At 67.2% G+C, this 25,688-nt stretch carries 27 protein-coding genes; 11 read left to right on the forward strand and 16 right to left on the reverse strand.

Translation table 11 applies throughout. The features are described from left to right. Window positions 1–73: 73 nt before the first annotated feature. Window positions 74–241, reverse strand: a complete 168-nt coding sequence (locus ASE31_RS29605) for an oxidoreductase-like domain-containing protein (RefSeq protein ID WP_057206723.1) — start codon at window positions 239–241, stop codon at window positions 74–76. Between the two features lie 68 nt (window positions 242–309). Then, on the reverse strand, window positions 310–552 hold the full coding sequence (locus ASE31_RS29610) for a hypothetical protein (RefSeq protein WP_057206725.1): 243 nt from the start codon (window positions 550–552) through the stop codon (window positions 310–312). A gap of 114 nt (window positions 553–666) precedes the next feature. Between ASE31_RS29610 and ylqF the strand changes: the two genes are divergently transcribed. Together ylqF and ASE31_RS29620 are read left to right on the forward strand one after the other, a co-directional pair. Next, window positions 667–1,650, forward strand: coding sequence for a ribosome biogenesis GTPase YlqF (gene ylqF / locus ASE31_RS29615; RefSeq protein ID WP_057206657.1), 984 nt, complete (start codon window positions 667–669; stop codon window positions 1,648–1,650). A 123-nt stretch (window positions 1,651–1,773) separates the two neighbouring features. Next, the gene (locus tag ASE31_RS29620) at window positions 1,774–4,065 is read left to right on the forward strand and encodes a bifunctional diguanylate cyclase/phosphodiesterase (RefSeq protein ID WP_057206658.1); all 2,292 of its coding nucleotides are present in this window, start codon (window positions 1,774–1,776) and stop codon (window positions 4,063–4,065) included. Window positions 4,066–4,141: 76 nt separating this feature from the next. Here ASE31_RS29620 and ASE31_RS32310 read toward each other — a convergent pair whose 3' ends face one another. Both ASE31_RS32310 and ASE31_RS29625 read right to left on the reverse strand, forming a co-directional pair. After that, the gene (locus tag ASE31_RS32310; RefSeq protein ID WP_164470725.1) at window positions 4,142–4,285 is read right to left on the reverse strand and encodes a hypothetical protein; all 144 of its coding nucleotides are present in this window, start codon (window positions 4,283–4,285) and stop codon (window positions 4,142–4,144) included. 117 nt (window positions 4,286–4,402) lie between these two features. Continuing rightward, a complete protein-coding gene (locus tag ASE31_RS29625) occupies window positions 4,403–4,855 on the reverse strand; it encodes a RidA family protein (RefSeq protein WP_057206659.1) in 453 nt (150 codons plus the stop codon). Between the two features lie 88 nt (window positions 4,856–4,943). Between ASE31_RS29625 and soxR the strand changes: the two genes are divergently transcribed. Further along, window positions 4,944–5,411 (forward strand): redox-sensitive transcriptional activator SoxR, encoded by a 468-nt coding sequence (gene soxR / locus ASE31_RS29630; RefSeq protein WP_235514805.1) that lies wholly within the window; start codon window positions 4,944–4,946, stop codon window positions 5,409–5,411. Window positions 5,412–5,533: 122 nt separating this feature from the next. Here the strand turns inward: soxR and ASE31_RS29635 are convergent, their stop codons facing one another. Next, complete coding sequence (locus ASE31_RS29635) at window positions 5,534–8,638, reverse strand: WD40 repeat domain-containing protein (RefSeq protein WP_082604434.1); 3,105 nt, start codon at window positions 8,636–8,638, stop codon at window positions 5,534–5,536. Between the two features lie 106 nt (window positions 8,639–8,744). Between ASE31_RS29635 and ASE31_RS29640 the strand changes: the two genes are divergently transcribed. Further along, on the forward strand, window positions 8,745–9,683 hold the full coding sequence (locus ASE31_RS29640; RefSeq protein ID WP_057206660.1) for a succinylglutamate desuccinylase/aspartoacylase family protein: 939 nt from the start codon (window positions 8,745–8,747) through the stop codon (window positions 9,681–9,683). 25 nt (window positions 9,684–9,708) lie between these two features. Here ASE31_RS29640 and ASE31_RS29645 read toward each other — a convergent pair whose 3' ends face one another. Beyond that, complete coding sequence (locus ASE31_RS29645; RefSeq protein ID WP_057206661.1) at window positions 9,709–10,044, reverse strand: HPF/RaiA family ribosome-associated protein; 336 nt, start codon at window positions 10,042–10,044, stop codon at window positions 9,709–9,711. A gap of 231 nt (window positions 10,045–10,275) precedes the next feature. On the opposite strand from ASE31_RS29645, the gene ASE31_RS31990 reads away from it, so the two are divergent. Both ASE31_RS31990 and ASE31_RS29650 read left to right on the forward strand, forming a co-directional pair. Then, window positions 10,276–10,443, forward strand: coding sequence for a hypothetical protein (locus ASE31_RS31990; RefSeq protein ID WP_157412707.1), 168 nt, complete (start codon window positions 10,276–10,278; stop codon window positions 10,441–10,443). A 95-nt stretch (window positions 10,444–10,538) separates the two neighbouring features. Next, window positions 10,539–10,943: a hypothetical protein gene (locus tag ASE31_RS29650; protein ID WP_057206662.1), complete on the forward strand. Its 405-nt coding sequence runs from the start codon at window positions 10,539–10,541 to the stop codon at window positions 10,941–10,943. Between the two features lie 34 nt (window positions 10,944–10,977). On the opposite strand, the gene ASE31_RS29655 is transcribed toward ASE31_RS29650, so the two are convergent. Beyond that, entirely contained in the window at window positions 10,978–11,862 is an 885-nt protein-coding gene (locus tag ASE31_RS29655) for a LysR substrate-binding domain-containing protein (protein WP_057206663.1), read from the reverse strand. Window positions 11,863–11,971: 109 nt separating this feature from the next. Here ASE31_RS29655 and ASE31_RS29660 point away from each other — a divergent pair, with 109 nt between their 5' ends. After that, window positions 11,972–12,382 carry a hypothetical protein gene (locus tag ASE31_RS29660; protein ID WP_057206665.1) on the forward strand — a complete coding sequence of 137 codons (411 nt, stop codon included), beginning with the start codon at window positions 11,972–11,974 and terminating at the stop codon, window positions 12,380–12,382. A 214-nt stretch (window positions 12,383–12,596) separates the two neighbouring features. On the opposite strand, the gene gloA is transcribed toward ASE31_RS29660, so the two are convergent. Together gloA and ASE31_RS29670 are read right to left on the reverse strand one after the other, a co-directional pair. Then, window positions 12,597–13,034, reverse strand: coding sequence for a lactoylglutathione lyase (gene gloA, locus ASE31_RS29665; protein ID WP_057206667.1), 438 nt, complete (start codon window positions 13,032–13,034; stop codon window positions 12,597–12,599). 76 nt (window positions 13,035–13,110) lie between these two features. Beyond that, complete coding sequence (locus ASE31_RS29670) at window positions 13,111–13,527, reverse strand: hypothetical protein (RefSeq protein ID WP_057206669.1); 417 nt, start codon at window positions 13,525–13,527, stop codon at window positions 13,111–13,113. A 152-nt stretch (window positions 13,528–13,679) separates the two neighbouring features. Between ASE31_RS29670 and ASE31_RS29675 the strand changes: the two genes are divergently transcribed. Next, window positions 13,680–14,597: a LysR family transcriptional regulator gene (locus ASE31_RS29675; protein ID WP_162261450.1), complete on the forward strand. Its 918-nt coding sequence runs from the start codon at window positions 13,680–13,682 to the stop codon at window positions 14,595–14,597. A 105-nt stretch (window positions 14,598–14,702) separates the two neighbouring features. Here ASE31_RS29675 and ASE31_RS29680 read toward each other — a convergent pair whose 3' ends face one another. Together ASE31_RS29680 and ASE31_RS29685 are read right to left on the reverse strand one after the other, a co-directional pair. Then, complete coding sequence (locus ASE31_RS29680; RefSeq protein WP_057206673.1) at window positions 14,703–17,747, reverse strand: FAD-binding and (Fe-S)-binding domain-containing protein; 3,045 nt, start codon at window positions 17,745–17,747, stop codon at window positions 14,703–14,705. Between the two features lie 11 nt (window positions 17,748–17,758). Further along, window positions 17,759–18,457, reverse strand: a complete 699-nt coding sequence (locus tag ASE31_RS29685; RefSeq protein WP_057206675.1) for a GntR family transcriptional regulator — start codon at window positions 18,455–18,457, stop codon at window positions 17,759–17,761. A 122-nt stretch (window positions 18,458–18,579) separates the two neighbouring features. Here ASE31_RS29685 and ASE31_RS29690 point away from each other — a divergent pair, with 122 nt between their 5' ends. From ASE31_RS29690 to ASE31_RS29700, 3 genes are all read left to right on the forward strand, one after another. Further along, a complete protein-coding gene (locus tag ASE31_RS29690; protein ID WP_057206678.1) occupies window positions 18,580–19,821 on the forward strand; it encodes an alanine--glyoxylate aminotransferase family protein in 1,242 nt (413 codons plus the stop codon). Window positions 19,822–20,019: 198 nt separating this feature from the next. Continuing rightward, window positions 20,020–20,997 (forward strand): tripartite tricarboxylate transporter substrate binding protein, encoded by a 978-nt coding sequence (locus ASE31_RS29695; protein WP_057206731.1) that lies wholly within the window; start codon window positions 20,020–20,022, stop codon window positions 20,995–20,997. 6 nt (window positions 20,998–21,003) lie between these two features. Further along, complete coding sequence (locus ASE31_RS29700) at window positions 21,004–21,777, forward strand: fumarylacetoacetate hydrolase family protein (protein WP_057206680.1); 774 nt, start codon at window positions 21,004–21,006, stop codon at window positions 21,775–21,777. On the opposite strand, the gene ASE31_RS29705 is transcribed toward ASE31_RS29700, so the two are convergent. The 5 genes from ASE31_RS29705 to ASE31_RS29725 all read right to left on the reverse strand — a co-directional run bounded on the left by ASE31_RS29705 (window position 21,774) and on the right by ASE31_RS29725 (window position 25,413). Then, window positions 21,774–22,316, reverse strand: a complete 543-nt coding sequence (locus tag ASE31_RS29705; protein WP_057206733.1) for a DUF924 family protein — start codon at window positions 22,314–22,316, stop codon at window positions 21,774–21,776. The two genes, ASE31_RS29700 and ASE31_RS29705, sit on opposite strands and share 4 nt — an antisense overlap. A 59-nt stretch (window positions 22,317–22,375) precedes the next feature. Beyond that, a complete protein-coding gene (locus ASE31_RS29710; protein WP_057206682.1) occupies window positions 22,376–23,176 on the reverse strand; it encodes a class III extradiol ring-cleavage dioxygenase in 801 nt (266 codons plus the stop codon). A gap of 232 nt (window positions 23,177–23,408) precedes the next feature. Then, a complete protein-coding gene (locus ASE31_RS29715) occupies window positions 23,409–23,642 on the reverse strand; it encodes a hypothetical protein (RefSeq protein WP_057206684.1) in 234 nt (77 codons plus the stop codon). A 105-nt stretch (window positions 23,643–23,747) separates the two neighbouring features. Then, window positions 23,748–24,677 (reverse strand): DMT family transporter, encoded by a 930-nt coding sequence (locus tag ASE31_RS29720; RefSeq protein ID WP_082604439.1) that lies wholly within the window; start codon window positions 24,675–24,677, stop codon window positions 23,748–23,750. Window positions 24,678–24,867: 190 nt separating this feature from the next. Next, window positions 24,868–25,413 (reverse strand): MgtC/SapB family protein, encoded by a 546-nt coding sequence (locus tag ASE31_RS29725; RefSeq protein WP_057206686.1) that lies wholly within the window; start codon window positions 25,411–25,413, stop codon window positions 24,868–24,870. Window positions 25,414–25,688: the final 275 nt, after the last annotated feature.

The following is a 25,688-nucleotide window of genomic DNA, read 5'->3' on the forward strand; positions in this document are numbered from 1 at the left end:
TCCCGCACTCAATCAAAGCATGCCGCTACCGCAGAGACCAAACCGCTGAACCAGAACCGGTAGCAGCGCTCCGTCAACCCAACTGCAGCAGCGCCTCCTCGCGCCAGTAATCTGCCGCATCCAGAAACCCCTCCCACACACAGCCATTGCACCCCCGCCCACAGCAACTCGTAGGCTCGGGCGGTGGCGCGCGCAAGGTGATGCCCGCCGCCCCAGCCTGCTGCTGCAACTGTGCGAACATCGCCTGGGCCGACGCGGCGTCGGTCGCGCGGGCGGGTATGGCGGTGGTGGTGGTGGTGGTGGTGCCGCTCACGGCTTGCGCTTGGCCCTGCGCAGCAGGTAGTTGACGATGAAGCCGCCACCCAGCACCAGCGCGAACCAGCCCACCAGCGTGGCCTGGGCCATCAGGTCGCGCACGCTGCCCGAGCGCGCCACGTAGGGCGCCAGCAGGATCACCAGGCCGATGAGGGCGCAGGTGACGCCCTTGAACAGCATCTCCTTGTCGGTTTTGGCCTGGGTGGAGTTGCGTGGGGTGTTGTCGTTGGTGGGCATGGCGGTACAGAGCGGAAAGCGGGTCCCCATGGGGCCAATGAAAGCCCCGGGGCAATCCGCGATTATCCTTCTCACCCTGATTTCGCTTAGTTTCCCCCAAGAAAGTACCCCCGCATGGCCATCCAGTGGTTCCCCGGTCACATGCACCTGACCAAGAAAGCCATCACCGAACGTATCAAGGACATCGACGTGGTGATCGAGGTGCTGGACGCGCGCCTGCCCGGCTCCAGCGCCAACCCGCTGCTGGTCGAGCTCACGGGGCACAAGCCCACGCTCAAGGTGCTCAACAAGCAGGACGTGGCCGACCCGGCGCGCACGGCGCTGTGGCTCGATTGGTACAACGCCCAGCTCAGCACGGGCGCCGTGGCGCTCGATGCCTCCGAAGCCGCGCCCGCGCGCAAGCTCATTGACGGCTGCCACCGCCTGGCGCCCAACCGGGGCGGCATGGCCAAGCCCATGCGGGTGCTGATCTGCGGCGTGCCCAACGTGGGCAAGTCCACGCTGATCAACACCCTGACCAACAAGCGCCAGGCCAAGACCGGCGACGAGGCCGGCATCACCAAGATCGAGCAGCGCATCACGCTGGCCGACGACTTCTACCTCTGGGACACGCCCGGCATGCTGTGGCCGCGCATCATCGTGCCCGAAAGCGGCTACAACCTGGCCGCCAGCGGCGCCGTGGGCCGCAATGCCTACGACGAGGAACTGGTGGCGCTGGAGCTGCTGCGCCGCCTGCAGCAGCACTATGCGCCGCTGCTGGAGGCGCGCTACAAGCTGGGCCTGCCTGAAGGCGCCATGGCCACCATGCACGACGAGGAACTGCTCGAAGCCATCGGCCGCAAGCGCGGCGCCATGCTGGGCGGTGGCCGGGTGAACCTGCAAAAGACGGCCGAGATCGTGATGACCGACTTTCGCACCGCCATCCTGGGGCGCATCACGCTGGAGACGCCTGACGAGTTCGAGGCCTGGCGCGCCGTGGGCCTGGCCGAGGACGCCAAGCGCCAGGCCAAGAAGGACGCGCGCGCCAAGTCCAAGGGCAAGGGCTCGGGCGTGCGCGAGCCGGCACCTGGCGACGACAGCGGCGACGCCGGCTCATAAACCCTTCGGGTGACGGGCGGCTGAACTGGCTGTCCGGCCGGTGGCAATTGAGGACTCGATAGGCGCGGTGTATCGCGTTACCATGGTCACCACCGGTTGCCACCGGTTGCCACCGCTTACACCATGCGCGCTGTTGCCCACCTGCTGCCCTCTGAGCGAGACGACGCCACCACGCAGCAGTTGGTGCGGGCCGGCTCGTGGGTGGTCGCGGTCACCGGGACCCTGATCGCCGCGCTGCTGCTGCGGGACAGCCCCCTTTCCTGGACGCACGTGCTGCTCAACCTGGGTGCGGGCGGCATGGGCGCCCTGGCCGTGGTGCTGGGCCGCATGGGGCGTTGGCACCAGGCGGCGCTGGTGCTGGTCTGGGGGGTTTGGGGCGTCGTGGCACTGGTGGCGGCCAGCAATGGCGGCCTGCGCGGGCCCAACCTGCTCAATTTTCCGGTGCTGATCGTGTTTGCGGGCTGGATTCTGGGCGCACGCGCCACGCTGTGGCTCACCGGCTGCACGGGTGTGCTGCTGCTGTTCTTCCTCTGGGCCGACCTGCGCGGCCTGCTGCCGGACGCACGCTATGGCAACCGCCTGGCCTACCTGGCCTACCTCACCGGCGTGCTGGCCGTGACGGCCGCAGCCACGCTGCTGTCGCGGCGAAGCTACCTGCGCCGTGTGCAGGAGGCGCAGCACACCGCGTCGAGCCTGGCCGCCAGCGAGGCCGAGCTGCGCAAGCTGCTGCGCGCCGTGGAGCAAAGCCCCGAGAGCATTGCCATCACCGACCTGACCGGGCGCATCGAATACGTCAACGCCGCCTTCCTGGCCCGCACAGGCTATGCGCGCGACGAGGTGCTGGGCCAGCCCTCGGCCCTGGTGTCGAGCAACGGCATGGCCGCGGCCCAGCGCCTGGGCCTGCGCGACACGCTGGCGCGCGGCGAGAACTGGGCGGGCGAGCAGGTCAACCGGCGCAAGGACGGCGTGGAGATCATCGAGGCCGTGGTGGTGGCCCCCATCCGCCAGACCGACGGGCACATCAGCCACTACGTGGAGCTCAAGCAGGACATCACCGAGCGCAAGCGCGCGGCCGAGGAGATCCACCGCCTGGCGCATTTCGATGCCCTGACCAGCCTGCCCAACCGCCGGATGCTGGTGGACCGGCTGGCCACCCTGCAATGGCGCGCGGGACGTGCCCCCGGCGCGCCGGGGGCCCTGCACGCACTGGTGCTGCTGGACCTGGACCGCTTCACCACCTTCAATGACGCGCGCGGCAGCGAGATGGGCGACCGCCTGCTGTGCGCCGTGGCGCTGCGCTTGTCGGAGCTGCTGCCCGAGCAGGGCCTGCTGGTGCGCGTGGCCGGCGACGAGTTCGCCATCGTGCTGCACGACCTGGCGACCCAGGGGCCGCAGGCCAGCCGCCGCGCGCTGGCCTTTGCCGAGCAGGTGCAGGCGCGGCTGCTGCAGCCGTTGCGCCTGGAGGGCTATGCCGACGAGGCGCAGCTCGGCGCGAGCATCGGCATCACGCTGTACCCGCAGAGCCCGGCCGACTCGCCCCAGGAGGCGCTGCGCCGCGCGGGCACCGCGCTGCACCGGGCCAAGCAGGCGGGGGGCGGGCGCTCGGCCTTCTTCGAGGAGGGCATGGGCGAGGCGGCGGAGCAGCGCTTTCAGGTGGAGCGCACGCTGCGCCAGGCGATTGCGGGCGACGAGCTGCGGCTGTTCTTGCAGTCGCAGGTGGATGCGCAGGGGCAGCTCACGGGGGCCGAGGTGCTGGTGCGCTGGCAGCACCCGCGCGATGGCCTGCTGGCGCCCGGCGCCTTCATCCCCATCGCTGAAGAGTCGGACCTGATCGTGAACCTTGGCACCTGGGTGCTCGCGCATTCGCTGGCGCTGCTGGCCTTGCCCGCCATGCGCGAGCGGGGCCTGCGCCTGTCGGTCAATCTCAGTGCGCGCCAGTTCCGCCAGGCCGGCTTCATACCGCAGCTGCGTTCGCTGCTGGCGGCCTCGGGGGCCGATCCGTCCCTGCTCACGCTGGAAGTCACCGAGGGCCTGGTGATCGACGATTTCGACGATGCCGTGGCCAAGATTCGCGAGCTGGGCGCGCTGGGGGTGGAGTTTTCGCTGGACGACTTTGGCACGGGCTACTCGTCGCTGGCCTACCTCAAGCGCCTGCCGATCCGCGAGATCAAGATCGACCGCAGCTTCGTGCACGAGGCCCCCACCAACGCCGACGACGGGGTGCTGGTCGAGGGCATCCTGTCGGTGGCCAGCCACTTCGGGTTGCGCGTGGTGGCCGAAGGGGTGGAGACGCGGGCCCAGGCCGACTTTTTGCGCCAGCGTGCGCCCGGCATCTTCTACCAGGGTTATCTGTTCGGCCGGCCCGAGCCGCAGGAAGACTGGCTGGCCAGGCTGGCTCCGGGCCCCCTCGTCTGAATTCAAAAAAGAAAGCCCCCGCTGCCTGTGGTAGCGGGGGCTTTCTTTCGGTACGGCAAGGGGGCGCCGGACTTTCTTACTTGTTCTTTTCCTTGCCGCGTGGCACGACGGCCGTCACGGGCGGCATGGGGCGGTCAGAGCCGTGGGATTCCTTGGGAATCGACGTGTCCTTCTTGGGCTTTTTCGCCATCTTGTTGCTGCGCTGTTCACCTTTGGCCATGGGTCCTCCTGTGTGGGTCTCCGGATGGGACCGCTGCGCAGCATGGTACGCCACAACCGGGGTGCTCGGCATGACTGAAGGCGGCTCTTTTTCAAGGCGCCGGGCAGCGTGGCGCTGTCATGCCTGCGCGGTTGTGACCACGGCGGTGGCCTCCACTTCCACCAGCATGCCGTCCAGCGCAAGGCGCGGCACAGGGATCAGCGTGCAGCCGGGTGTGGGCGCATCGCCCCACACGCGGCGGGCGGCCTCGGTCCACAGGGCCAGGCGGGCTTCGGTGTGGTCCACCACCAGCAGCGTGAGCCGCACCACGTCATGCACGCTGGCGCCCGCCGCTTCGAGCACCGTGCGCATGTTGGCCAGCGCCTGCGCAAGCTGCTCGGCAAAGTCGGGCGACAGCTCGCCCGCCAGGTTCTCGCCGCCCTGGCCCGAGGCATAGACGGTGCGGCCCGCCGCAGGCGCCACCACCACGTGCGTGTAGCCATTGGGGGCCGGGTCGTAAACGCCTTCGGGGTTGATGTGGGCGAGCGTGGCGGCGTTGGCCGGGGTCAGGCGCGAAGCGATCTGCAACATGGGTGTGGTCCTGAAAATCGTGGAAGAGGCTGTTAGTATTCAACCTCAAGTTAAGTTGAGGTCAACGGGCACTTTTCGGAGCAGGGTCATGAAGCAGCACGACGACGCACACGGCGATTCCATGGCAGAGCTGGCCGCCGATCTTTCGGTGGGCGAGGTGGCGCGCCGCAGCGGGCTGGCGGTGTCGGCCCTGCATTTTTATGAAACGCGCGGCCTGATCGCCAGTGTGCGCAGCGCGGGCAACCAGCGGCGCTACCCGCGCTCGGTGCTGCGCCGGGTGGCGGTGATCAAGGTGGCCCAGCGCATGGGCGTGCCGCTGGCAGCGATTGGCGAGGCGCTGCAGGCCCTGCCCGCTGGCCGCACGCCGACGGTGGCCGACTGGCGCCGGCTTTCGGAGCGCTGGCGCGAGGACCTCGACGAACGCATCCGCACGCTCACGTCGCTGCGCGACCAGCTCGACGGCTGCATCGGCTGCGGCTGCCTGTCGCTCAAGGTCTGCCCGCTGCGCAATGCCCAGGATGCGCTGGCCCAGGAAGGGCCCGGTCCGCATTTCTGATACGGATTTGCCTTCAACCGTCCAACGTCGTTGGTTCGCCTTGCCGTGCTACAGCACTGTCTGCGGCTTCCCGCCTAGTTATACGGTCGAATGCAAATCCGTATGAGCGGTCGGGCGAGGGCTCACCAGCGCAGTGGTGTGGGCTCGTTGTCCCAGAAGATCCAGCGGCGTACCTCCATGTAGGGCGAGGTACCGATGGAGTAGGGGTCCAGCCCCGTCTCCGTGCGCTGCAGCACGGCCAGGTAGCCGCCGTAGCTGCCCACCAGCAGCGTGCTGCCGTCCCCCGAAGCCTCAATGGCGCTGATACTGCTGCCCACGTGGTGGCGCCACAGCGTGCTGCCCTCATCGTCCATGGCATGCACGTAGCCGCTGGCGTCGCCCATGACCACCATGCCGGGCAGCGTGGCCGAGGCGTACACGCGCCATTGGGTGTCGACCACCGTGCCCTCGGTGTCGCCGGCCGCATCCACGGGCGTGGCGATGGTGATGCCGTTGTACAGGTGGCAGGAGTTGAACCACAGCCGCGTGCCGTCGTGCGAGAAGCGCGCGTGGTGCGGGTACGAGGACTGGGTGCTGAGCGTGCGCAGCGGCCGGCCGTCCTGCGCGCTGAGCAGGATGTGGGCGCTGTCCTGGTCGCCCAGGGCGATGAAGCGCTCATCGGGCGACAGGGCCATGTGCAGCATGTCCATGGCCAGCAGGCTGCCCGGGGGCTCGCCGTCGGCCGCATCCTGGTGGTTCTTGGGCCAGGTGTAGGGGCCGCCATCGTCCGCGTCGCCATCGCCCTCGTCGAACTCCTGCGGGTGCAGGCGCTGCACGCCGTGGGCCGCGCTGACCAGGTACACCCCGGTGGGGTTGCGCAGCAGCACGCGCTGGCCGTCGTTGAAAGGAATGATCTCGTCGCAGCGCTGGCCCAATGATCCTGCTACCAGCCCCATGGACTCGGGGATGCCCTCGTTGCCCCGTGGCAGCGGCAACTGCGCAATCTGCGCGCCGCCAAAGCCCTGGTGCGTGGTGATGTGGATGCCGTCGCTCTGCGCAAAGCAGCTGCCGTCGGCCGAGCGCCCCAGGCCCTGGAGCGCTGGCAGCGAGGTGGGCACTGCGCCATCGATCTGCACCCAGTGCGCCGATTCACTGTAGCTGGGGCCGATGCGCGCGAGGATGCGGCCATCGGCCAGCAGATAGACCGGGCCGATGAACTGCCCCGCCTTGGCCGCCGTGCGCACATAGGCATCGGGGGCAAAGGCAAAGCGCTGGCGAAAGCGCGCGGCCAGCGCTTCGTCGGCATGCCGGTTCACCAGGCGCGCGAGCTGCAGCACCGTGGGCGCACTGGCCTTGCGCGGGTCTTCCGGCAGGTCGGCGGTGGGCTCGTCTTCATCTTCATCTTGCGCGCCGTCGTCGCGCTCCTGCTCGCGGGCGGTCATCGCGAACTGGTGCGCGCGGATCGCGGCCACATAGGTTTCGCCGCCGCTCTGCCATTGCCCGGACAGCAGCATCAGCTCGACCGGGAACACGGCAGAATCCGGCAGGTCGTCGGCCAGGGGCGGCGTGGCCAGCAGGTGCACGGCCGTTTCGATACGGCGCTGTTCTGCCTGGTGCGCCTGCTGCTGCTCGTGCGCGCCCTGTATTTGGGCCTCTACCTGGGCGTAGATGCGCAGCAGCCGGGCAATGTGGTCCACCGCACCGCGGGGCAGTGTGGTGCGGGCCTCGCTTTGCCGCTGGGTGTACTTGAACTCCACCACCGGCGGGCCCGCGCGGGCCTCGTCGATGTCGAGCTGGTAGGCGCCGTAGGCATCGTCCGAATCGTCGCCGGGCCGGGGTTCGCCGTTCTCCCAGCTCAGCTTGAGCGCGCGGCCATAGGGCTCGCCCTCGTGCAGGCAGGGCTGGCGCGCACCCACCCACACGTCGCCATGCCACTCGCCGTTCTTGTCGCTGTCCCACCAGTCGTTGTACTCCTCGGTGAAATAGGGCAGGCTGGTGAACTGCTCGATGCGCCGGGGCGTGAGCTCGGCCTGCAGCCGGTGGTACAGCGGGTAGCCGGCGCGCGACTGGCCCACCGCAAGGCGCACATAGTCGAGCACGCCGCGCCAGGCCCGGGTAGCGGCCTCGCGTGCCTCGGCCGGCGCCTCATCGTCCAGCACCTTCCAGCCGTCGGGCGTGCCCTCGGTGTAGCCGCGGTAGATCAGCGTGGCCACCTCGATGAACGGGATGGGCCGGCGCAGCACGGCAGCCGCCAGGCGTGCCAGCAGGCCTTTGCGCTGGGGCTCGCGCTCCACCGAGAGGTAAAAGTCCCAGGTCTTCCAGACGGTGATGAACACGTTGTCGTCGCGCTGGTCGCCATCGGCATCCACATGCCGGCGGCACAGCGAAAAATCGGTCTGGCCAAACCAGCCGGGCGCCTTCTTCTCCTTGTGCGTGACGATGGGCGAATTCACCGCCGCCAGGATGTTGGCCACGCTGATGGCTTCGTCGGCGAAAAGGTCGCTGGCCAGCGGCATGTCGGCGGTGATCTCGGCGCTGGCACGCAGGGGGCTCTCGCCGGCGCGCACGGCCTCCACCACGCGGTCGCGCGACAGCAGGGCGCCGATGCCGTCCGCACCGTCGTCGATGCCGTCGAAGAACTCGGGCGCAAACACCAGGCCTGCCACCTCGGCGGAAAACTCCGCCAGGCTGGGCACGCCGCACGCCTCGTCGAGCAGAAACTCCACCTGCTCGCCGCCGGCCACCTGCACGTGGTATTCGTCGGTGAACAGCGCCACGCGCGCGGTAAGGCCGCCGTTCACCTGCAGGTCGCCATGGTTGTAGTGGCCCCAGAGCAGTTCATCCACCGTGAGCGCGCCCTGCACGTACACCAGCTGCCCGCCGATCACCGCATGCTGCACCTGCAGGCTGCCCAGCACCACCAGGTTCGCCGTGCCATCGGTGTCGCTGGCGGTGAGTGCGCCGTCGATGCGCAGGTTGCCTTCGATGAGGACCAGGTAAGGCGCGCGGCGGGGCAGGGGGGCGGCGTCCGGCTGGGTCTGGGCCAAATGGTGCAGGCCGCCATCGGCCACGAGCGGCGTGTCCAGGTGCAGTTCGGGCCACTGCATGTCGCCAGTGATCCAGGCGGCGGTTTCATCGGCCAGCCCCTCGGGGTCGTCGCGCAGGCGCTTGGCGATCCAGGAGTCGGCTGGGAGCAGGTGGGCCACATCGGCCAGGGGGACAAAACGCAGGCTGGGCAGGCTGGGCATGGTGCTTTCAGGGCAACGAACAGTCGGCGGGCATCGTACACCGCGTGCACGCGCGGCACTTTGGGTCGACAATGATGTGTTGTCTTATTAATTAAACCCTCCCACCATGAGTCAGAACCCGCCCTTGTTTGAAGTGCTGCCCCGCGACCTGTCCGCCTACCGCCAGGGCAATGTCGGCATCGACTATGTGCACCGCTTCGAATCGGGCAAGCCCGGCCCCCATGTGCTGGTCAACGCGCTCACCCACGGCAACGAAATCTGCGGCATGGTCGCGGCCACGCACCTGCTCGACAGCGGCGTGCGCCCCCTCATCGGCACGCTGACCATCAGCTTCGCCAACGTGGCGGCCTACGAGTCGTTCGACGAGTCGCGCCCGTTCGAGAGCCGCCAGCTGGTGCACAACCTCAACCGCGTATGGTCGGCCGCCGAGCTCGACGGCAGCGACGACAGCCCCGAGCTGCGCCGCGCGCGCGAGCTGCGCCCCGTGGTGGCTGCGGCCGACCACATCCTCGACATCCACTCCACCAGCCAGGATGTGCAGCCCTTCTGGGTCTACCCTGCCTACGAGCGCAACTCGGCGGCGGCCCTAGCCATCGGCCTGCCCCCCGTGCACATGGTCATGCCCAACGGCCTGGGCTCCGGCACGCCGCTGATCCAGCACGGCCGCCACGGCCAGGCCCTGGGCGATGCCGGGGTGGCCATGGTGGTCGAATGCGGCCAGCACTTTTTGAAATCGGCGGCCGACCTGGCCACCCTGGTGGCGCAGGATTTCATCGCCCACTTCGGCCTGACCGCACCGCGTGCCGACCGCGCTGCACCCGCCCCACAGCGCCGCTTCGAGCTGCTGGAGACCTGCATGGTGCGCACTCCCGACTTCGCGTTCACCCGGCCACTGGAAGGCTTCGAGACCTTCGCCAAGGACGAACTCATCGCCACCGACGGCACCGTGGAGATCCGCGCGCTGTGCGACGACTGCACGGTGATGATGCCCACCCGCGAGCCCATCGTGGGGCGCGAGGCGGTGTACCTGACGCGGCCGATCTGAGGGGCTGACGCCGCGCAGGCGCGGCCTACCCCCTACGCCTCAAGCGCAGGCAGGTTCCTGCTGGTGTGGCGCGGCGCACGGTGCGCAGCACGTGCCGGGCCGCGCGCGCCAGCGCTTCGTCCAGTGCAGTGCGCCAGTCCTTGGCTGCCGACGACACCACCACCGATCCCGCGCCATCCGTGCGCAACTCGATCTGGCAGCGCTTGTCCAACCCGCCCCGGGGGCCGTTCACGTCGGCCAGTTGAACATAGGCACGCGGCACCAGCGCTTTGAGGCGCCGATGCGCAAAGCGCACCCGGCGCTCGACGGCCTCGCGCATCAACGCAGCATCGGGATGGCGGGACTTGAAAAGTATCTGCATCAGCGTTCTCCTTGGGTTGGAGTGCGCACCTTAGCCCGCGCAGTGTGGCGGTAACAGCAGGTTTTTTCTGCAGGCAGTATCTGTAAAGCCTGTGGTTGGCGTAGGCATCTTTCTGATTCAGGTTCGGTAAAACCGATGCAGGTGTCATGAAAAACCTGCTTCTTGAAGCAACCTGGTGGCCGCACATTCAAGCTTGTTCCAACCACTGCAAGGTGCTTCATGAAGCCATTGATGTCTGTCCATTCCCTGCTGAGCTCGCTGCGTGCCAAGGTGCTGCAGTGGGTCTGGCCGTGGTCGCAAGGGCGCAGCGCACTGCTGCGTGCACCGGCGCTGGTTCCCATCCGGGTCCATTCCTCCCAGCGCGAACACCCGCGCCGCCGCTACCGCTACCGCGACTGAGCCCCTGGGCATGCGTCCCGCACCTGCACCCAGAACCCACCCTTGTGGCATGGCCACACCGTCCTGAATACAAAGCCCCCGAGAAGGAAAAAATCATGCGCAGCTACCCCCACAACAGCCCCGAAGCAGCAGCCCGTATCGTCGCCCTGTTGCTGATCTCCGACGGCAACGTCAGCCGCCAGGAGCTGGAGGCCCTTTACGGCCAGGACATCGAGCGCGAACTCGGCCTGGCGCCCGGCGACTTCGCCCAGGTGCTGCACACCCTGTGCGAGGACCTGCTGATGGCCGCGCACGAGCGCCGCCTGCTCACCGGCAGCATCGACCAGGCCACCCTGGACGCGCTCATGGCCGAAGTGACCGACCCTGGCCTGCAGCACAAGGTGCTGTTCTTTGCCGACGCCGCTGCCATGGCGGACCGCCACGTTGCGGCTGAGGAGGCATGGATCATGCGGGCCGCGCTGACGCAATGGCGCATCGGCAAATTGCCTGCGCACAGCTGAGGCAGCGCACCGGCTGCGCACTACCGCGGCGCAGCTACGATGCGCGTGCAGCGTCCACCATCTGGCGCACCAGCGGGTGGTGCTGCCCGCGGCGTGACCAGATGGCATGCACCTCCTCGCTGATGCCGGGGCAATCGCCCAGCAAGCGCAGCCCGCGCACCAGCCCCACGTCCTGGGCACCCAGCTGGCTGACCGGAAACACCCCCAACCCCCGTGCCGCGAACACGGCCAGCAGGGCGCTGTCTTCAAACTCGCCCACCACCCGGGGCTGCACCCCGATGTCCTGGAACCAGTGGTCCAGCGTGGAGCGCAGCGGCGAATGGAAGGTGGGCAACAGCACCGGCAGGTCCTGCAGCGACTGTGGAAACCGGTCGCGCGTGCTCTTTCGGACCAGCGAGGCCGGCCCGTACCACTGCAGCGCGGAGCGGGCGATCCGTTCGCTGGACAGGCGTTGGTTCGGATTGCGCGGCGCGGCCTGCCCGGCCAGCACCACGTCCAGTTCGTGCAGCGCCAGCTCGGACAGCAGCTCGTCGAACTCCCCCTCGTGGCACGCCAGGCGCAGGTGCGGGGTGGCCAGCACCGGCTCCAGCAGCGCATGTGCTGCCAGCTTGGAGATGCCGTCGGACAGCCCCACCGAGAGCCGCGCGACCTTGGCGCTGGCCGCTTCGCGCACTTCATCGGGAATGCTCTGCCCCAACTGGAATATCTCTTCGGCCCGCGCATACGCCGCCTGGCCCGCCTCGGTCAGCGCCACCCCGCGGCCGGCTGGCTTGAGCAACTGGTGCCCCAGGGCCTTCTCCAGATCGCGCACCTGCGCACTGATGGTCTGCACCGCCATCTCCAGGCGGTCGGCGGCGCGGGCAAAGCCGCCTTCCTTGGCAACCATCCAGAAATAGTAAAGATGGCGGTAGTTCAGCATGCGGTCTCCGGTTCGGAAAAACCGAATACTAGATTCGGCTGAGCCTGGTGTCTATTCCGTTCCACCATGCCCATACTTGGCGCTTGATATTTCAGAAAGACAACGTTCCATGTTTTACGCAATCAGCTGGTTTCTGTCGTTCATGCTGCTGGCCCTGTGGTCACTGGCCTGCTGGGGCGCGCACGCGGTGACGGTCTGGGCGGTCGGCAGCGCCGGCGCCCTGGCCGGCGGTACTGCCGCCATGGATGCAGTCCTGCTGCCCGATTGGATCAAGGTCTGGGTACCGCCCCAGTTGGCGCAGGAGTTCGGCGGTGTGATTGCCTCCGTGGGGGGCGTCGTGCAGGCGGCGCTGGAAACTGTGCCGGCACTGTCCGGGGCTGTCTCGGTACTGGCCTGGGTCATCTGGGGGCTGGGTGCACTGGCGCTGATGGCGCTGGCCGTGGGAGCGCATGTGCTGATTGCGGTGCTCAGGCGCCGTACGACGGGTTCCGGCCTGTCGGGAGTGTCCGCCGTGAGATGACGCGGGGCTGATTCGGCTCATCCCTCTGCCTACGCCGAGGGTGCGGGGATCGATGGAGAGCAACGATCTGCAGCCGCAACGTTCAGCGCTCCAACCATCGCCTTGCGATGCAGCTTGGTCATATGTCGGATGAGCTGATATGGCCTGGTGGTGGGAGCACCCATTTGGACGGGTGGTATGCCGCCTCGTGAGGGTCTCCGGGGTGTTTGCAGGGCTACTGCTGGACCAATTCAATCCGGTAGCCGTCCGGGTCCTGGATGAAGGCGATGTGTTCGATGTGTGTCCGGTCTGGCGACATTTCAGAGAGGGGGCCGGGTTGGCGGATGACCGTGGCGCCGGCGCGCTCAAGCAGTCTGCAAGTCGCATGAACGTTGCTGCATCCTACTGCGATGTGCCCGAAGGCATCCCCAATGGCATAAGTCCGGTCGCCCCAGTTGTGCGTCAGCTCGATGACCGCGGCTGTGCTTTCCTCCCCGTATCCGAGAAAGGCCAGAGTGAATTGCCCCTGCGGGTAGCGCTCCTTGCGCATCAGTGTCATTCCCAGCAGCCTGGTATAGAAGTCCACGGAACGCTCCAGGTCGTAAACCCGAAGCATGGTGTGTAACAGGCGCGTGGGTCGGCCATTGAATGAAGTCTCTGCGATGTGGGTCATGCTCTGGCCTGTGCGGCTTGTGTGGATTCGTGAACTGGCTGCCCATCGGCGGATCGGCAGCCAGTCGGGAGCTTTGTCAGCCTCGGGCTGCCGCAGCGCCCAGTTCTTCGTTGGTGTAGGCCTTGCCACCAATGCCCCACATGCCGTCGATGGCGTACTTCAGGTTCACCCAGATTTTTTCGCGCGGGTGCTTGCCGTCGCAGGCGTCGTAGATGATCTGCGTGGCCTCGGCCACATAGGCTTCCTGAATCTCTCTGGACGCAAAAGCGAAGGCTGGCGTCAGCCACTCGACGATGGCGACAGGTGTGGGCTTCAAGCCCGCAAATGTGCTGTCGGCAGAAACGTCGGCAATGTGTCCAATCACATTGGGTGTGAAGAATTTGTTGCCGGTCAAGCCGTGCAGCTTCAAGAAAGCTTCAGAGAGCCGGGCCATCGTCGTATGTCGGCGGTCTTTCGGCAGAAGACCTTCGGTGATGATGAGTGTGAGTGGCATTTTTTCTCCAGGAATGATTTGCTGGGTGCATGACTCTGCGTGGCTCGGTCTTGCGCTGTGCACGGGACATCCGCGCTGGCGTACTGTGCGATGTCCACGGTGTTGTGGAAATCCTTTGCGCAGATCAATGCTTGTGCAGAAAATGCACAACCATGAATGATTTGAACCTGGATGATTTTTCTTTGTTTTTGCAAGTGGCGAACGCGCAGTCGTTCTCAACGGTTGCACGTGATCGCAATGTCGCCCCCAGCCATGTGTCGCGAAGAATTGCGCGCATTGAGGCCGCTTGCGGTTTGCGGCTTGCCCATCGAACTACCCACAGCCTGTCCTTGACAGAAGAAGGGGAAGTTTTTCTGGAGCACGCCCGCAGAATCCTTGATGAAGTTGGCCAGCTTCAGGACGGTATTGGCGGGCGCAGCAATAGCATTTCGGGCATGGTGCGAATCAGCGTGAGCCAGTTGCTGTCGGAGTATGTGGTGATCCCCCGCTTGCACAAGCTGGCCGACCTCCATCCCGGGCTGTCCCTGGAACTGCAGGTGGAAGATCGCTTGGTGGACATGGCGGACGAATCGATAGACATCGCCATTCGCGCGGGCGCTGAACCTGCTCAGGCTGCAATTGCCAGAACGCTGGGTACACATGGCCGTGCCCTATATGCATCACCAGCCTACCTGCGCAAGTGGGGCACTCCGAAGTCGATCGACGACTTGTCAGAGCACCGACTTATCTCCAATGCGGCCACCAGGTCCCACAATCGATGGGAGTTTCATTGCGACGGGGCTCCAGTCACCTTGGAAGTGCAGGGGAATGTGCGCGTGAACAGCAGCGCCTCTGTCATTTCTCTGGCACTGTGCGGAGCCGGAATCGCGCGAATCAATGACGTTGTTGGCAACGCTCTGGTTGAAGAGGGGCGGCTCCGTCCAGTCTTGGGCAAGCTCATGCGTCCGGGTAGCAGCCCTGTGTATGCTGTGATTTTGAGCACCAGGCACAGGGCTCCCAAGATACTGGCAGCGATGGCCTTTCTTCAATCCTGCTTTTCGGAATTCAGAGAGCCGGCAAGGAAGTCCTGACCTATGGACTTCTCCGCCCGCGCATCAATGATGAAGCGCGAACTTTGGCCCATAGCAGAACTGAAATACCGGGCGCCACCCTATTCATTCCGCAGCGAACCCACTTCACACCCGCAGCCCATCCAGCAACCGCGCCACATGCACCGCCTCGCGCTGCGCACCGTCGGCAATCTGGTGCCGGCAACTCGTCCCGTCCGCCACCACGATGGCATCGGGGTTCTTGCGCACTGCGGGCAGCAGCGCGGTCTCGGCCATCTGCATCGACACCTCGTAGTGCGATGCCTCGTAGCCAAAGCTGCCGGCCATGCCGCAGCAGGAGCTTTCGATGAGCTCGGGCGCCGCGCCTGGGATCAGGCGCAGCACCTCCAGGATGGGGGGCACGGCGCCGAAGGCCTTCTGGTGGCAGTGGCCGTGCAGCAGGATGGGTTTGCCTGCGGACTTGAGGGATGGCGCAAAGCGGCCGGTCTTGGCCTCGCGGGCCAGGAACTCCTCGAACAACAGGGCCTGTTGGGACACCGTCACGGCCTTCTCGCCCAGGCCCATCACCAGGGCCTCGTCGCGCAGGGTGAGCAGGCACGAGGGCTCCAGGCCCACGATGGCGATGCCGGCCTGGGCCAGGGGCAGCAGGGCGTCGATGAGCGCGCCTGCCTTTTTCTTGGCTTCATCGACCATGCCGGTGGCCAGGTAGGTGCGGCCGCAGCAGTGGTGGCCGCCAGCTTTCTCCACGGTGTGCAGCACATAGCCCGCGGCATGCAGCACGCGTGCGGCGGCCAGGGCGTTCTCGGCCTCGAAGGTGCCGTTGAAGGTGTCGACGAAAAGCACGGCGGCCTTGCGGCCGGCTTGGGCGGCGGCGATGGTGTCGGCCTGGCTGCTGAACAGTGCCTTGTCGTGGCTGCGCCAGAAGGTGTCGCTGCGCCAGGCGGGCAATGAGCGTTTGGCCGAGAAGCCCAGCAGCTTCTCGCCCAGCCAGGCCGCGCCGGGCGCGGTGTTGCGCAGGTTGAGCAGCCAGGCGAAGTGGCTGGCGGTGCGCGCGTAGCCGGGCAGGTGGGCCACCAGGCGGTCCTTGAGCGTATGGCCGTGGCGGCGCTTGTAGTGGTCCAGAAACTCGACCTTCATCTTGGCCATGTCCACGCCCGTGGGGCAGTCGCGCTTGCAGCCCTTGCAGCCCACGCACAGTGCCATGGTGTCGTGCATGGCTTCGCTGGTGAAGGCGTCGGGACCGAGCTGGCCCGACACGGCCAGGCGCAGGGTGTTGGCGCGCCCGCGGGTCAGGTGCTGCTCGTCGCGCGTCACGCGGTAGCTGGGGCACATGGTGCCGGCGTCGAACTTGCGGCAGTGGCCGTTGTTGTTGCACATCTCCACGGCCTTGGCAAAGCCGCCGGTCACGTCGCCGCCGGTGCCGGGGGCGGTGGTCACCTCGGTCACAGGGTCGGCCTGCACGTTCCAGGCGGACCAGTCGAGCACGGGGGTGAGGGGGATGCGCTTGTAGGGTTTGGGCGCCGTGGGCGGGGCAAAGCGGAACAGCGCGCCGTCGTCCATCTTGGGCGGGTCGATGATCTTGCCAGGGTTGAACAGGCCGATCGGATCCAGGTGGTTCTTGATGGCGCGAAACGCCTCGTTGATCGGGGGGCCGAACTGCCATTCGATCCATTCGCCGCGGCACAGTCCATCGCCGTGCTCGCCGCTGAAGGCGCCCTTGTACTTGCGCACCAGCGCGCTGGCTTCTTCGGCAATGGCGCGCATCTTGGCGGCACCATCGGTGCGCATGTCGAGGATGGGGCGCACGTGCAGCGTGCCCACCGAGGCGTGGGCGTACCAGGTGCCGCGGCTGCCGTATTTGGCGAACACCTCGGTCAGGCCGTCGGTGTACTCGGCCAGGTGTTCAAGCGGCACGGCGCAGTCCTCGATGAAGCTCACGGGCTTGCCGTCGCCCTTGAGGCTCATCATGATGTTCAGGCCCGCCTTGCGCACCTCCCACAGGTTCTTCTGCGGGGCCTCGTCGGGCATTTCGACCACGCTGCCGGGCATGCCCAAGTCGCCCATCAGCTCCACCAGTTGGCGCAGTTGCGGCAGCAGGGCGGCCTTGTCGGCGCCCGAGAACTCCACCAGCAGGATGGCGGCGGGCTTGCCGATGAGTGCCGTCTCCACCGTGGGGCGAAAAGCCGGGTTGGCCAGGGCCAGCTCGATCATCGTGCGGTCCACCAGCTCCACCGCCGTGGGGCCGAGCTTGACGATGTGCTGCGCCGAGTCCATCGCTGCATGGAAGGTGGGGAAGTTGATGATGCCCAGCACCTTGGCGCGCGGCAGCTCGCTGAGCTTGAGCGTGAGGCTGCGCGTGTAGGCCAGCGTGCCCTCGGCGCCGATGAGCAGGTGCGCCAGGTTCACGCTGCCGTCGGCGGTGTAGGGCTTCTCGCTCTGGTTGTCGAAGATGTCGAGGTTGTAGCCCGCCACGCGGCGCAGCACCTTGGGCCAGTGCTCGGCGATGTCGCTGCGGTGCTGCGCGGCGAGCTGCCGCACATGCTGCGCGATGGCCGTGGCGCGCGGGCCCAGCGTGGCCAGGGGGCCGAAATCGACCAGTTCGCCGTCGCTCAGCCAGGCGCTCGCGCCCAGCACGTTGTGGACCATGTTGCCGTAGGCAATGGAGCGCGAGCCGCAGGAGTTGTTGCCCGCCATGCCGCCCAGCGTGGCCTGGGCGCTGGTGGAAACGTCCACCGGGTACCACAGGCCGTGGGGCTTGAGCTGTGCGTTGAGGTGGTCGAGCACGATGCCGGGCTCCACCGTGGCCGTGCGGGCTTGCACGTCCAGTTCCAGCACCTTGCGGAAATGCTTGGTGTTGTCGATCACCAGCGCCGCACCGGTGGTCTGGCCGCACTGGCTGGTGCCACCGCCGCGCGCCAGCACGGGCACCTTGAGATCGCGCGCGATGTCGATGGCCACCGCGATGTCGCGCTCGGTGCGCGGCACCAGCACGCCGGCCGGCATGATCTGGTAGATGGAAGCATCGGTCGCATAACGCCCGCGCGATCCGGCATCGAACAGCACCTCGCCCTCGGTCTCGGCAGACAGGCGCCGCGCCAGCGCCTCGCAGGTCTCGTTGGGGGGCAGGGTGGTACCGGCTGGCTGCAGGCTGCTGGCGGGTTCGATGCGCATGGGGCAGGGTCCTAGGTAGAGGCTTTTCGCTTGGGCTTGGGGTAGATCTCGCCGGCGCGCAGCAGCTCCAGCACCGTGTCGCGCTTGCGCAGCACGTGCGCCACCAGCACCTTGCGCATGGCATCGGCGTCGTGGGCGGCCAGGGCTTCGATCATCTGTTCGTGCTCGGCCACGGCCAGCTTCCACTTGGCTTCGTTCTGGTTGGTGCGAAACCGCAGCGATTGCACGCGCGCGTTGATGGAGCGGTAGGTGGCCGTGAGCACCGGGTTGCGCGCCGCCGCGTTGATGGCGGTGTGGATGTTGTTGTTGATGCGGTAGTAGCCCGACAGGTCGCGCCGTGCGAAGCAGGCCATCATTTCGTAGTGCACGGCGCGCAGCTCGGCCAGCTCTTCATCGCCGATGCGCTGCGCGGCCAGCTCGCCCGACATGCCTTCGAGCATGGCCAGCACCTCGAAGGTGTTCACCACGTCCGCCTCGGTGAGTTTGACGGCCACCGCGCCCCGGTTGGGCAGCAGGTCCACCAGGCCCTCGGCGCCCAGCAGCTTGATGGCCTCGCGCAGCGGGGTGCGCGATACGCGCAGTTGCTCGCTCAGCTCGCGTTCATTGAGCTTGGCGCCGGGCGCGATATGACCTTCCACCAGCATGGTGCGCAGCCGCGCAGCGACCTGGTCGTGCAGTGCGAGGCGAGAGATTTCAATGATTTCAGCCATGGATTGCTTTCTTGGTTGAATTTTGCATGCAAAAAATTGGCGGCGCAATTGGCTAATTTAGGGGTATTCCCGCATGCAATTGTGTTTTTTGCATGCAAAACTGAGGGCAGAAAGGACGCTCCATGCTTCAACTCGACTTTCATCCTACCGGCCGCCACTTCCTGCAGATCCCGGGCCCGAGCCCGGTGCCAGACCGCATTTTGCGGGCGATGAGCCTGCCCACCATCGACCACCGGGGGCCTGAGTTCGGGGGCCTGGGGCTGAAGGTGCTCGCGGGCATCCAGAAGATCTTCCAGACCCGCCACCCGGTGGCGATCTACCCCGCCTCGGGCACTGGCGCCTGGGAGGCGGCCCTGTGCAACACCCTGAGTGCGGGTGACCATGTGCTGATGTTCGAGACCGGGCACTTCGCCTCGCTGTGGCAGAAGATGGCCACGCGCTTGGGTATCTCCACCGAGTTCCTCGCCTGGGAGGGCAAGGACGAGCACCTGCCCCTGGCCGGCGGCTGGCGCCGCGGCGTGCAGGCCGACCTGATCGAGGCCCGCCTGCGCAAGGACACCGAGCGCAAGATCAAGGCCGTGTGCGTGGTGCACAACGAAACCTCCACCGGCGTCACATCGGACATCGCCTCGGTGCGCAAGGCCATCGACGCGGCGGGTCACCCGGCCCTGTTGATGGTGGACAGTATCTCGGGCCTGGCCAGCGCCGACTTCCGCCACGACGAGTGGGGCGTGGACGTGACCATCAGCGGATCGCAAAAGGGCCTGATGCTGCCCCCGGGCATCAGCTTCAACGCCCTGTCGCCGCGTGCGCTCGAAGCATCGAGGACCGCCACGCTGCCGCGCGCCTTCTGGGCCTGGGACGAGATCGTGGAGATGAACAAGGACGGCTACTGGCCCTACACGCCCAACACCAACCTGCTGTACGGCCTGTCCGAAGCGCTGGACATGCTGCTGGCCGAGGGGCTCGACAACGTCTTCGCGCGCCACCAGCGCTGGGGTGCGGGCGTGCGCGCCGCAGTCAACGCCTGGGGCCTGCCCATCCAGTGTGCCGACCCGGCCGTGTATTCGCCCGTGCTCACGGGCGTCATCACGCCCGAGGGCGTGGACGCCGATGCCCTGCGCCGCCTGATCCATCAGCGCTTCGACCTCTCGCTGGGCACGGGCCTGGGCAAGCTCAAAGGCCGCATGTTCCGCATGGGCCACCTGGGCGACAGCAACGACCTCACGCTGGTGGCCATGGTGGCCGGCGTGGAGATGGGCATGAAGCTCTCGGGCATCGCCCTGGCGGGCAGCGGCGTACAGGCGAGCATGGACTATTTCGCCAGCCATGCGGCGCCTGCGGCATTGAAGAAGGCGGCGTGAACGCCGCCCGTTCCTCTTTTTCCTGATCGGGGTACCAGGCCAGCGCGCGTGCGCTGGCCTTCGCCGTGCCCGGCGCGGCCTGGAGCCGTGGAGACACCGTGTTTTTCTGCCGCCGGGTGCGTTGCGCGTGCCTGATGCGGCGCCTTGCTGGGTTCATTCAAACCAGGCTCAGAGAGCCAACGAAGGAGACAAGCGATGATGAAAAGACGTTCCCTGATCCAGACCGCAGGCGCGGCGGTGGCCACCCTGGGCGCGCCACGCCTGTTCGCGCAGGAGTGGCCGAGCGGCCCGGTGCGCATCATCGTGGGCTTTCCGCCCGGCGGCGGCACCGATGCGCTGGCGCGCGTGGTGGCGACCAAGTTGTCCACGATGTGGAAGCAGTCGGTCATCGTGGAGAACAAAGCCGGTGTCTCGGGCGTGCTGGCGGCCGAGTACGTGTCGCAGCAGCCCAGCGATGGCAGCACGCTGCTGATGGCGCACATCAACAGCCATGCGCTGGCGCCCAGCCTGCAGCCCAAGCTGCGCTACGACGTGCAGCGCGACTTCGTGCCCATCGTGATGGTGGGCGTCACGCCCAACTTGCTGATCGCGGGGCCGGGGCAGAAGGCCCTGACCGTCAAGGAGATCGTGGCGCTGTGCAAGGCCGACCCCGGCAAGGTGAGCTTCGGCTCGGCAGGCCCGGGATCGGCCCAGCACCTGGCGCTGGAGATGTTCAAGCTGCAGGCGGGCGTGGATGCGCTGCATGTGCCCTACAAGGGCAGCGCGCCCGCGCTGGCCGACCTCATGGGCAACCAGATCCAGTACTGCTTCGAGACGATGACTGCCGCCACCCCGCACGTCAAGAGCGGCAAGGTGGCCGCCGTGGCGCAGACGCGCACCAAGCGGGCCAAGGGCCACCCCGGCGTACCGACCATGCAGGAGCAGGGCTTCAACGGCTTCGAGGCCACCACCTGGTACGGGCTGGCGGGGCCGGGCAAGCTACCATCGGGCATCGCCGACAAGATCAACCGCGACGTGAACACCGTGCTGGCCATGCCCGACGTGCAAGAGCGCATGGACACCTATGGCGCCGAAGACGGCGGTGGAACGCGCGACAAATTCAAGGACTTCATCGCCACCGAAATCGCCAAGTGGGGCAAGGTGGTGAAGGAAGGCAACGTCAAGGTAGAAAGTTGAACAACGATGGCTGAGCAAGACCCGACGACCGGATTGACCCAGGCCCTGGTGGCCGCATGGCAGGCTGGGCACACCATCAGCGCCTTGCCCTGGGGTGGGGCGCTTGCCGATGCGCCTGCGGCCTATGCCGTGCAGGAAGCGGTGGGGCATGCCATGGGCTGGTTCCCGCCGGGGCCAGCGCGGCACTGGAAGTCAGGTGGGGCCAACCGCCAGGTGGTACTCACGCATGCACCGCTGCCGCCAGCGGGCGTGCGCAGCAGCCCGGCGCAGTATGCCGACATGCAGTTCCACACCATCGGCATCGAGGCCGAGATCGCGCTGCGCCTGGGCCAGGCCGTGTCGCCCGCGCAGGCGGCGGCGCTCACGCCCGAGACAGCGGGCATGTTCGTCGATGCCATGGCTGTGTCGATCGAGATCGTGGATTCGCGCTGGCAAGAGGGCGGCGATGCAGCCGCCTTGCTGCGCCTGGCCGATCTGCAGTCGCACGGCGCGCTGGTGCTGGGCGAGTGGGTGCCCTATGTGGCGCGCGACTGGGCGGCCCAGCGCTGCGTGGCCCGCATCGGCACGCGCGAGCCGGTGCTGCGCACGGGCACCCACCCGCTGGCCGATCCGGTGTGGCTGCTGCCCACCTGGCTGCAGCACGCCACGCGCAACGGCGCGACCGTGGCGGCCGGTACGGTGGTGACCACCGGGTCGTGGGTGGGGCTGCTGCCTGCTGCCAGGGGTGAGGCGGTAGAAGTGGAATTCGACGGCGTGGGCCGCGCTTCCCTCACGCTTTAGAAAGACGATCCCGGCTGCGCGAGGAATGCCGTTTCCTCCGCCGTCGAGACCCGCCCCAGCACCTGGTTGCGGTGCGGGTAGCGGCCAAAGCGCTCGATGATCTCGCGGTGCTTGATCTCGAAGGCCAGGTTGTTTTCCAGCCCTGGCTGGTCGAACAGCTCCATGGCGTGCAGGTGGATCACCAGCGATTCGCTGTGCATGTAGGGCATGTAGGCAAAAGCGCGCTGCGCGGCGGGCAGTGCGTGGTGTTGCCCGCTGGCCACCAGTTCCTGGGCCAGGGTCAGCGCCTGCGCATCTTGCGCAAACGCCTGAGCGGTATCGCGGTGGATGTTGCGCGAAAACTGGTCGAGCACGATGATCTCGGCCAGCCGCCCTTCGGGCGTGGCGCGCCAGGGCGCCAACTCGCACTGCCTTGCAGCCTGCAGCGTGGCGCCAAAGCGGGTGGCAATGGTCTGGTCGAGCACCTCGTCTTTCTGGAATTGCTGCTGGGGCGTGAGTTCCTGGAACCAGAACTGGAGAATGTCTTCTTCGCGGTGCATGGGCAATGGATCTGCAGAGGGGCACCCATCATAGGTGCAAGGGCGTTGAAAAAGGCCTGTCAGCCGAACTGGTAGGAGGCCATGGCCACCTCCATGGCATGGTCGACAAAGACCCGGTGGCCCACGTCGGCACCCGCGGCGCCTGCCACCACCATCAGCGGAATCAGGTGGTCCTCCTGCGGATGCGCCAGGCGTGCGGCTGGGGCCTCTTGCCAATGCACCAGCATGTCATTGCGCTGCTGCGCGCTGGGGGCGGTGATTGCGTCGTTCAGGAAACCCTCGAAGGCCTCGGCCACCGGCGTGGACTGCGGCCGGCCAAAGCCGCGCATGTTGTGGTACGTGAGGCCGCTGCCCATGATGAGCACGCTTTCGTCCCGCAGCGGCGCGATGGCCTGGCCCAGGCGGATGTGCTCCGCCGGGTCGTAGCTGGACTTCATCGACAGCATGACCACCGGCACATCGGCCTCGGGGTACATCAGGCTCAGGGGGACGAAGGTGCCGTGGTCGAAGCCGCGGTGGGCATCTTCCTTGCAGCCGATGCCGGCGGTGGTCAACAGCTCGCCGACGCGTCCTGCGATTTGCTTCGACCCCGGGGCTTTGTACTGGATGCGGTAGGTGTGCTCAGGGAAGCCGGAGTAGTCGTATTCCATGGGCGGGTGCTCGGCGGTGGAGACGGTGAACTCCTGCGCCTCCCAGTGGCCGGTGATGACGAGTATGGCCTTGGGCCTGGCGGGCAACAGGCCAGGCATATTTGCAAACTCACGTGCCGTCTTGGCGAACAGCTGCTTCATGCCGTCGACCCACGGCCAGGGGCCGCCGCCGTGGGAGACGAAGAACGTGGGGAAGGTGGGGGTGGTCATGCGGTTCCTTGGCCCGAGGAGAAGTGGGGAATCTCGGCGCGATGGATCGAATATAGGTGCCCACCTGGGGGTCCACAAGGCAGCATGGCTGGGAAACACTGTCCGGCAGGCAGGACAATCGGGAGGTGGTCCTTGTACCGCCGGGCCTGCAGGCCTGAGCTGCATCACGGATGGCCGTCACTGGCCTCCCGATGCCGCTGCAGGTCCAGGGCTTGCATGGGCCTGCATCAGCTCAATGCTTGGTCAGGCGGATCTTACCGTCGCGGACGTACTGGTTGTACTGGTCCTTCGGTATCGCGGCCGAGCCCGCGATATCGTCTTCCACCGACCAGCTCAGCGTGGTGCTGTCGGGTGACGTGATCAACTCCACCGGACCTTCGGGGATGGTGATGGGCGCGCCATCGCCAGGCGTGTAGGTCACATGGCCGTGGATGGTGGCGTGCTGGGTGTGTGCTGGTTGTGTCATGGCAAATCCTCATGCGGCAGGGCCGCTGTTGGCATTTTTCCATTACAGCGTTGCGCGCGCCCGCGCATTGTGGGACCACGCGCCGTGGCGGTGCGGGCCAGGGGCTCAAGGTGGCAGCACCGCCTGCTGGTTGCGCTCCGTGCGCACCAGGTACAGCCCGCTGCCGATGATGATGGCCCCACCGATCAGGGTGTAGGCACCCGGCACGGCCTGCCACAGCACCCAGTCCAGCCCCATGCCCCAGGCCAGGGCGGTGTACTCGAATGGCGCGACGACCGAGGCCTGGCCGTGGCGGAAGGCCTCGGTGATCGCCAGTTGGCCGAGAAAGCCCGACACCCCCATGGCGGCCACCAGCGGCCAGTGGGATGCGTCCAACGCCTTCCACTGCGGCAGGGCCAGGGCCGTGGCGCCCAGGGCCAGCATGGCCGTGGTCCAGAACACCAGGCTGGCACTCGAATCGGTGCGCGTGAGCAGGCGCCCGGCGATGGCCGAGATGGCGTAGCCCGTGGCCGCGCCCAGCACGGCCAGCGCGCCCACGGAGAGCATGGCCTCCTGGCTCGGGCGCAGGGCCACCACCACGCCCACCAGGCCGAGCACGATGGCCACCCAGTGCGCGCCGCGCACCTTCTCGCCCAGCACCACGGTGGACAGAGCGGTGATGAGCAGCGGGGCGATGAAGAACAGCGTGTAGGCCTCGGCCAGGCCCAGCTCGCGCAGCGCAAAGGCGAACAGCGCCAGCATGGTGATGTTGATCGCGCCGCGCAGCAGGTGCAGCGGCCAGCGCACCTTGAGCAGGCCGCGCACCTCGCCGCGCCACAGCACGTACAGCGTCACCAGGGGCAATGCCGCCAGGCCGCGCATGGACGCGACCTGCATGGCCGGGTAGCTGCCCGACAGGGTCTTGAGCAGTGCGTCCATCACCGAAAAGCAGCCCACCGCCAGGCACATGGCGATGATGCCGCGCAGGTTGGCCGAGAGGGGCGCGGTGGCGGAGGTCTGGCTGGATGTGGCGGCCTGGGCGCTGGGCTCAGCCACCGGAGGCTCCTGGCGGTGCAATGGCTGCAAGGTCAGCCGGGGTGGGGTGAGGCGTCATGGCGGCAATCAATCGTGGGCTATGGGATCGGTCCCCAACGCAGTGCGGGGCTTTGCAAAAAGTGTAGCCCAGGCCTGCTGCCAGTGGGCTGCCAGCATTCCCATGCCGCGAGACGCTTGCCCTGCCGGCTGATCAATCGGCCTTCGTGGGTTCCTTTTCTTTGCCACCGCGCTGCGAACGGCTCTGCGTCGCGTCGTGCAGCATCGGGATGGCCCAGAGCACGGCCAGGGCCAGCACGGTGCTCAGCACCGCCGTCATCTCGCGCCCCAGGCCCGCGGCCACGCCGATGGCCGCCGTCAGCCAGATGCCGGCGGCGGTGGTCAGGCCCCGCACCTGGGACTCCCCATCGCCATCGCCCTTGAGGATGGTGCCGGCACCGAGAAAGCCAACCCCCGCGACGATGCCCTGGATCACGCGGCTGTTGTCCGCCGGGCCGATGCCGACCTGCTGCGCCACCAGCACGAACAGCGCGGCGCCCATGGCCACCAGCATGTGGGTGCGTATGCCGGCGGCCTTGCCTGCGTGCTCGCGCTCCCAACCGAGCAGGCCGCCGAGGACGCCGGCCACCGTGAGGCGCACGACGATGCGGGTGGCTTCGCCGGCGTCGGGGACGTCGGAGAATTCGGAGGCGATGGTGGTGGCGATTTGTTGCCACCAGGCTTGGGATGCGTCAGCCATGGCGACGGCCTGGTGGGTGAGGGTTGTGGTGGTGTGTTGTGGTTATGGGCGCGCGCATGGCATCTCCGGGTGCCGTGCCCACGGCGGGCACTGGCGACAATGTGCTTGCTTGTTGCTTGGGGCGCTAGCAGTGGAATGCGAGTTGGGGGGTAGGACGCGGCCGACGCTGAGTTGTGCGTTCATGGTTGCTGCGTGCCTTGGTTGAGGGCGGAGGCCGGGGTGTGCGCCCGGCGGCGCAGTAACTTTCTCTTGGCCGCCAAGAGAAAGTCACCAAA

Source organism: Acidovorax sp. Root217, from assembly GCF_001428645.1.
GTDB lineage: Bacteria > Pseudomonadota > Gammaproteobacteria > Burkholderiales > Burkholderiaceae_C > Acidovorax.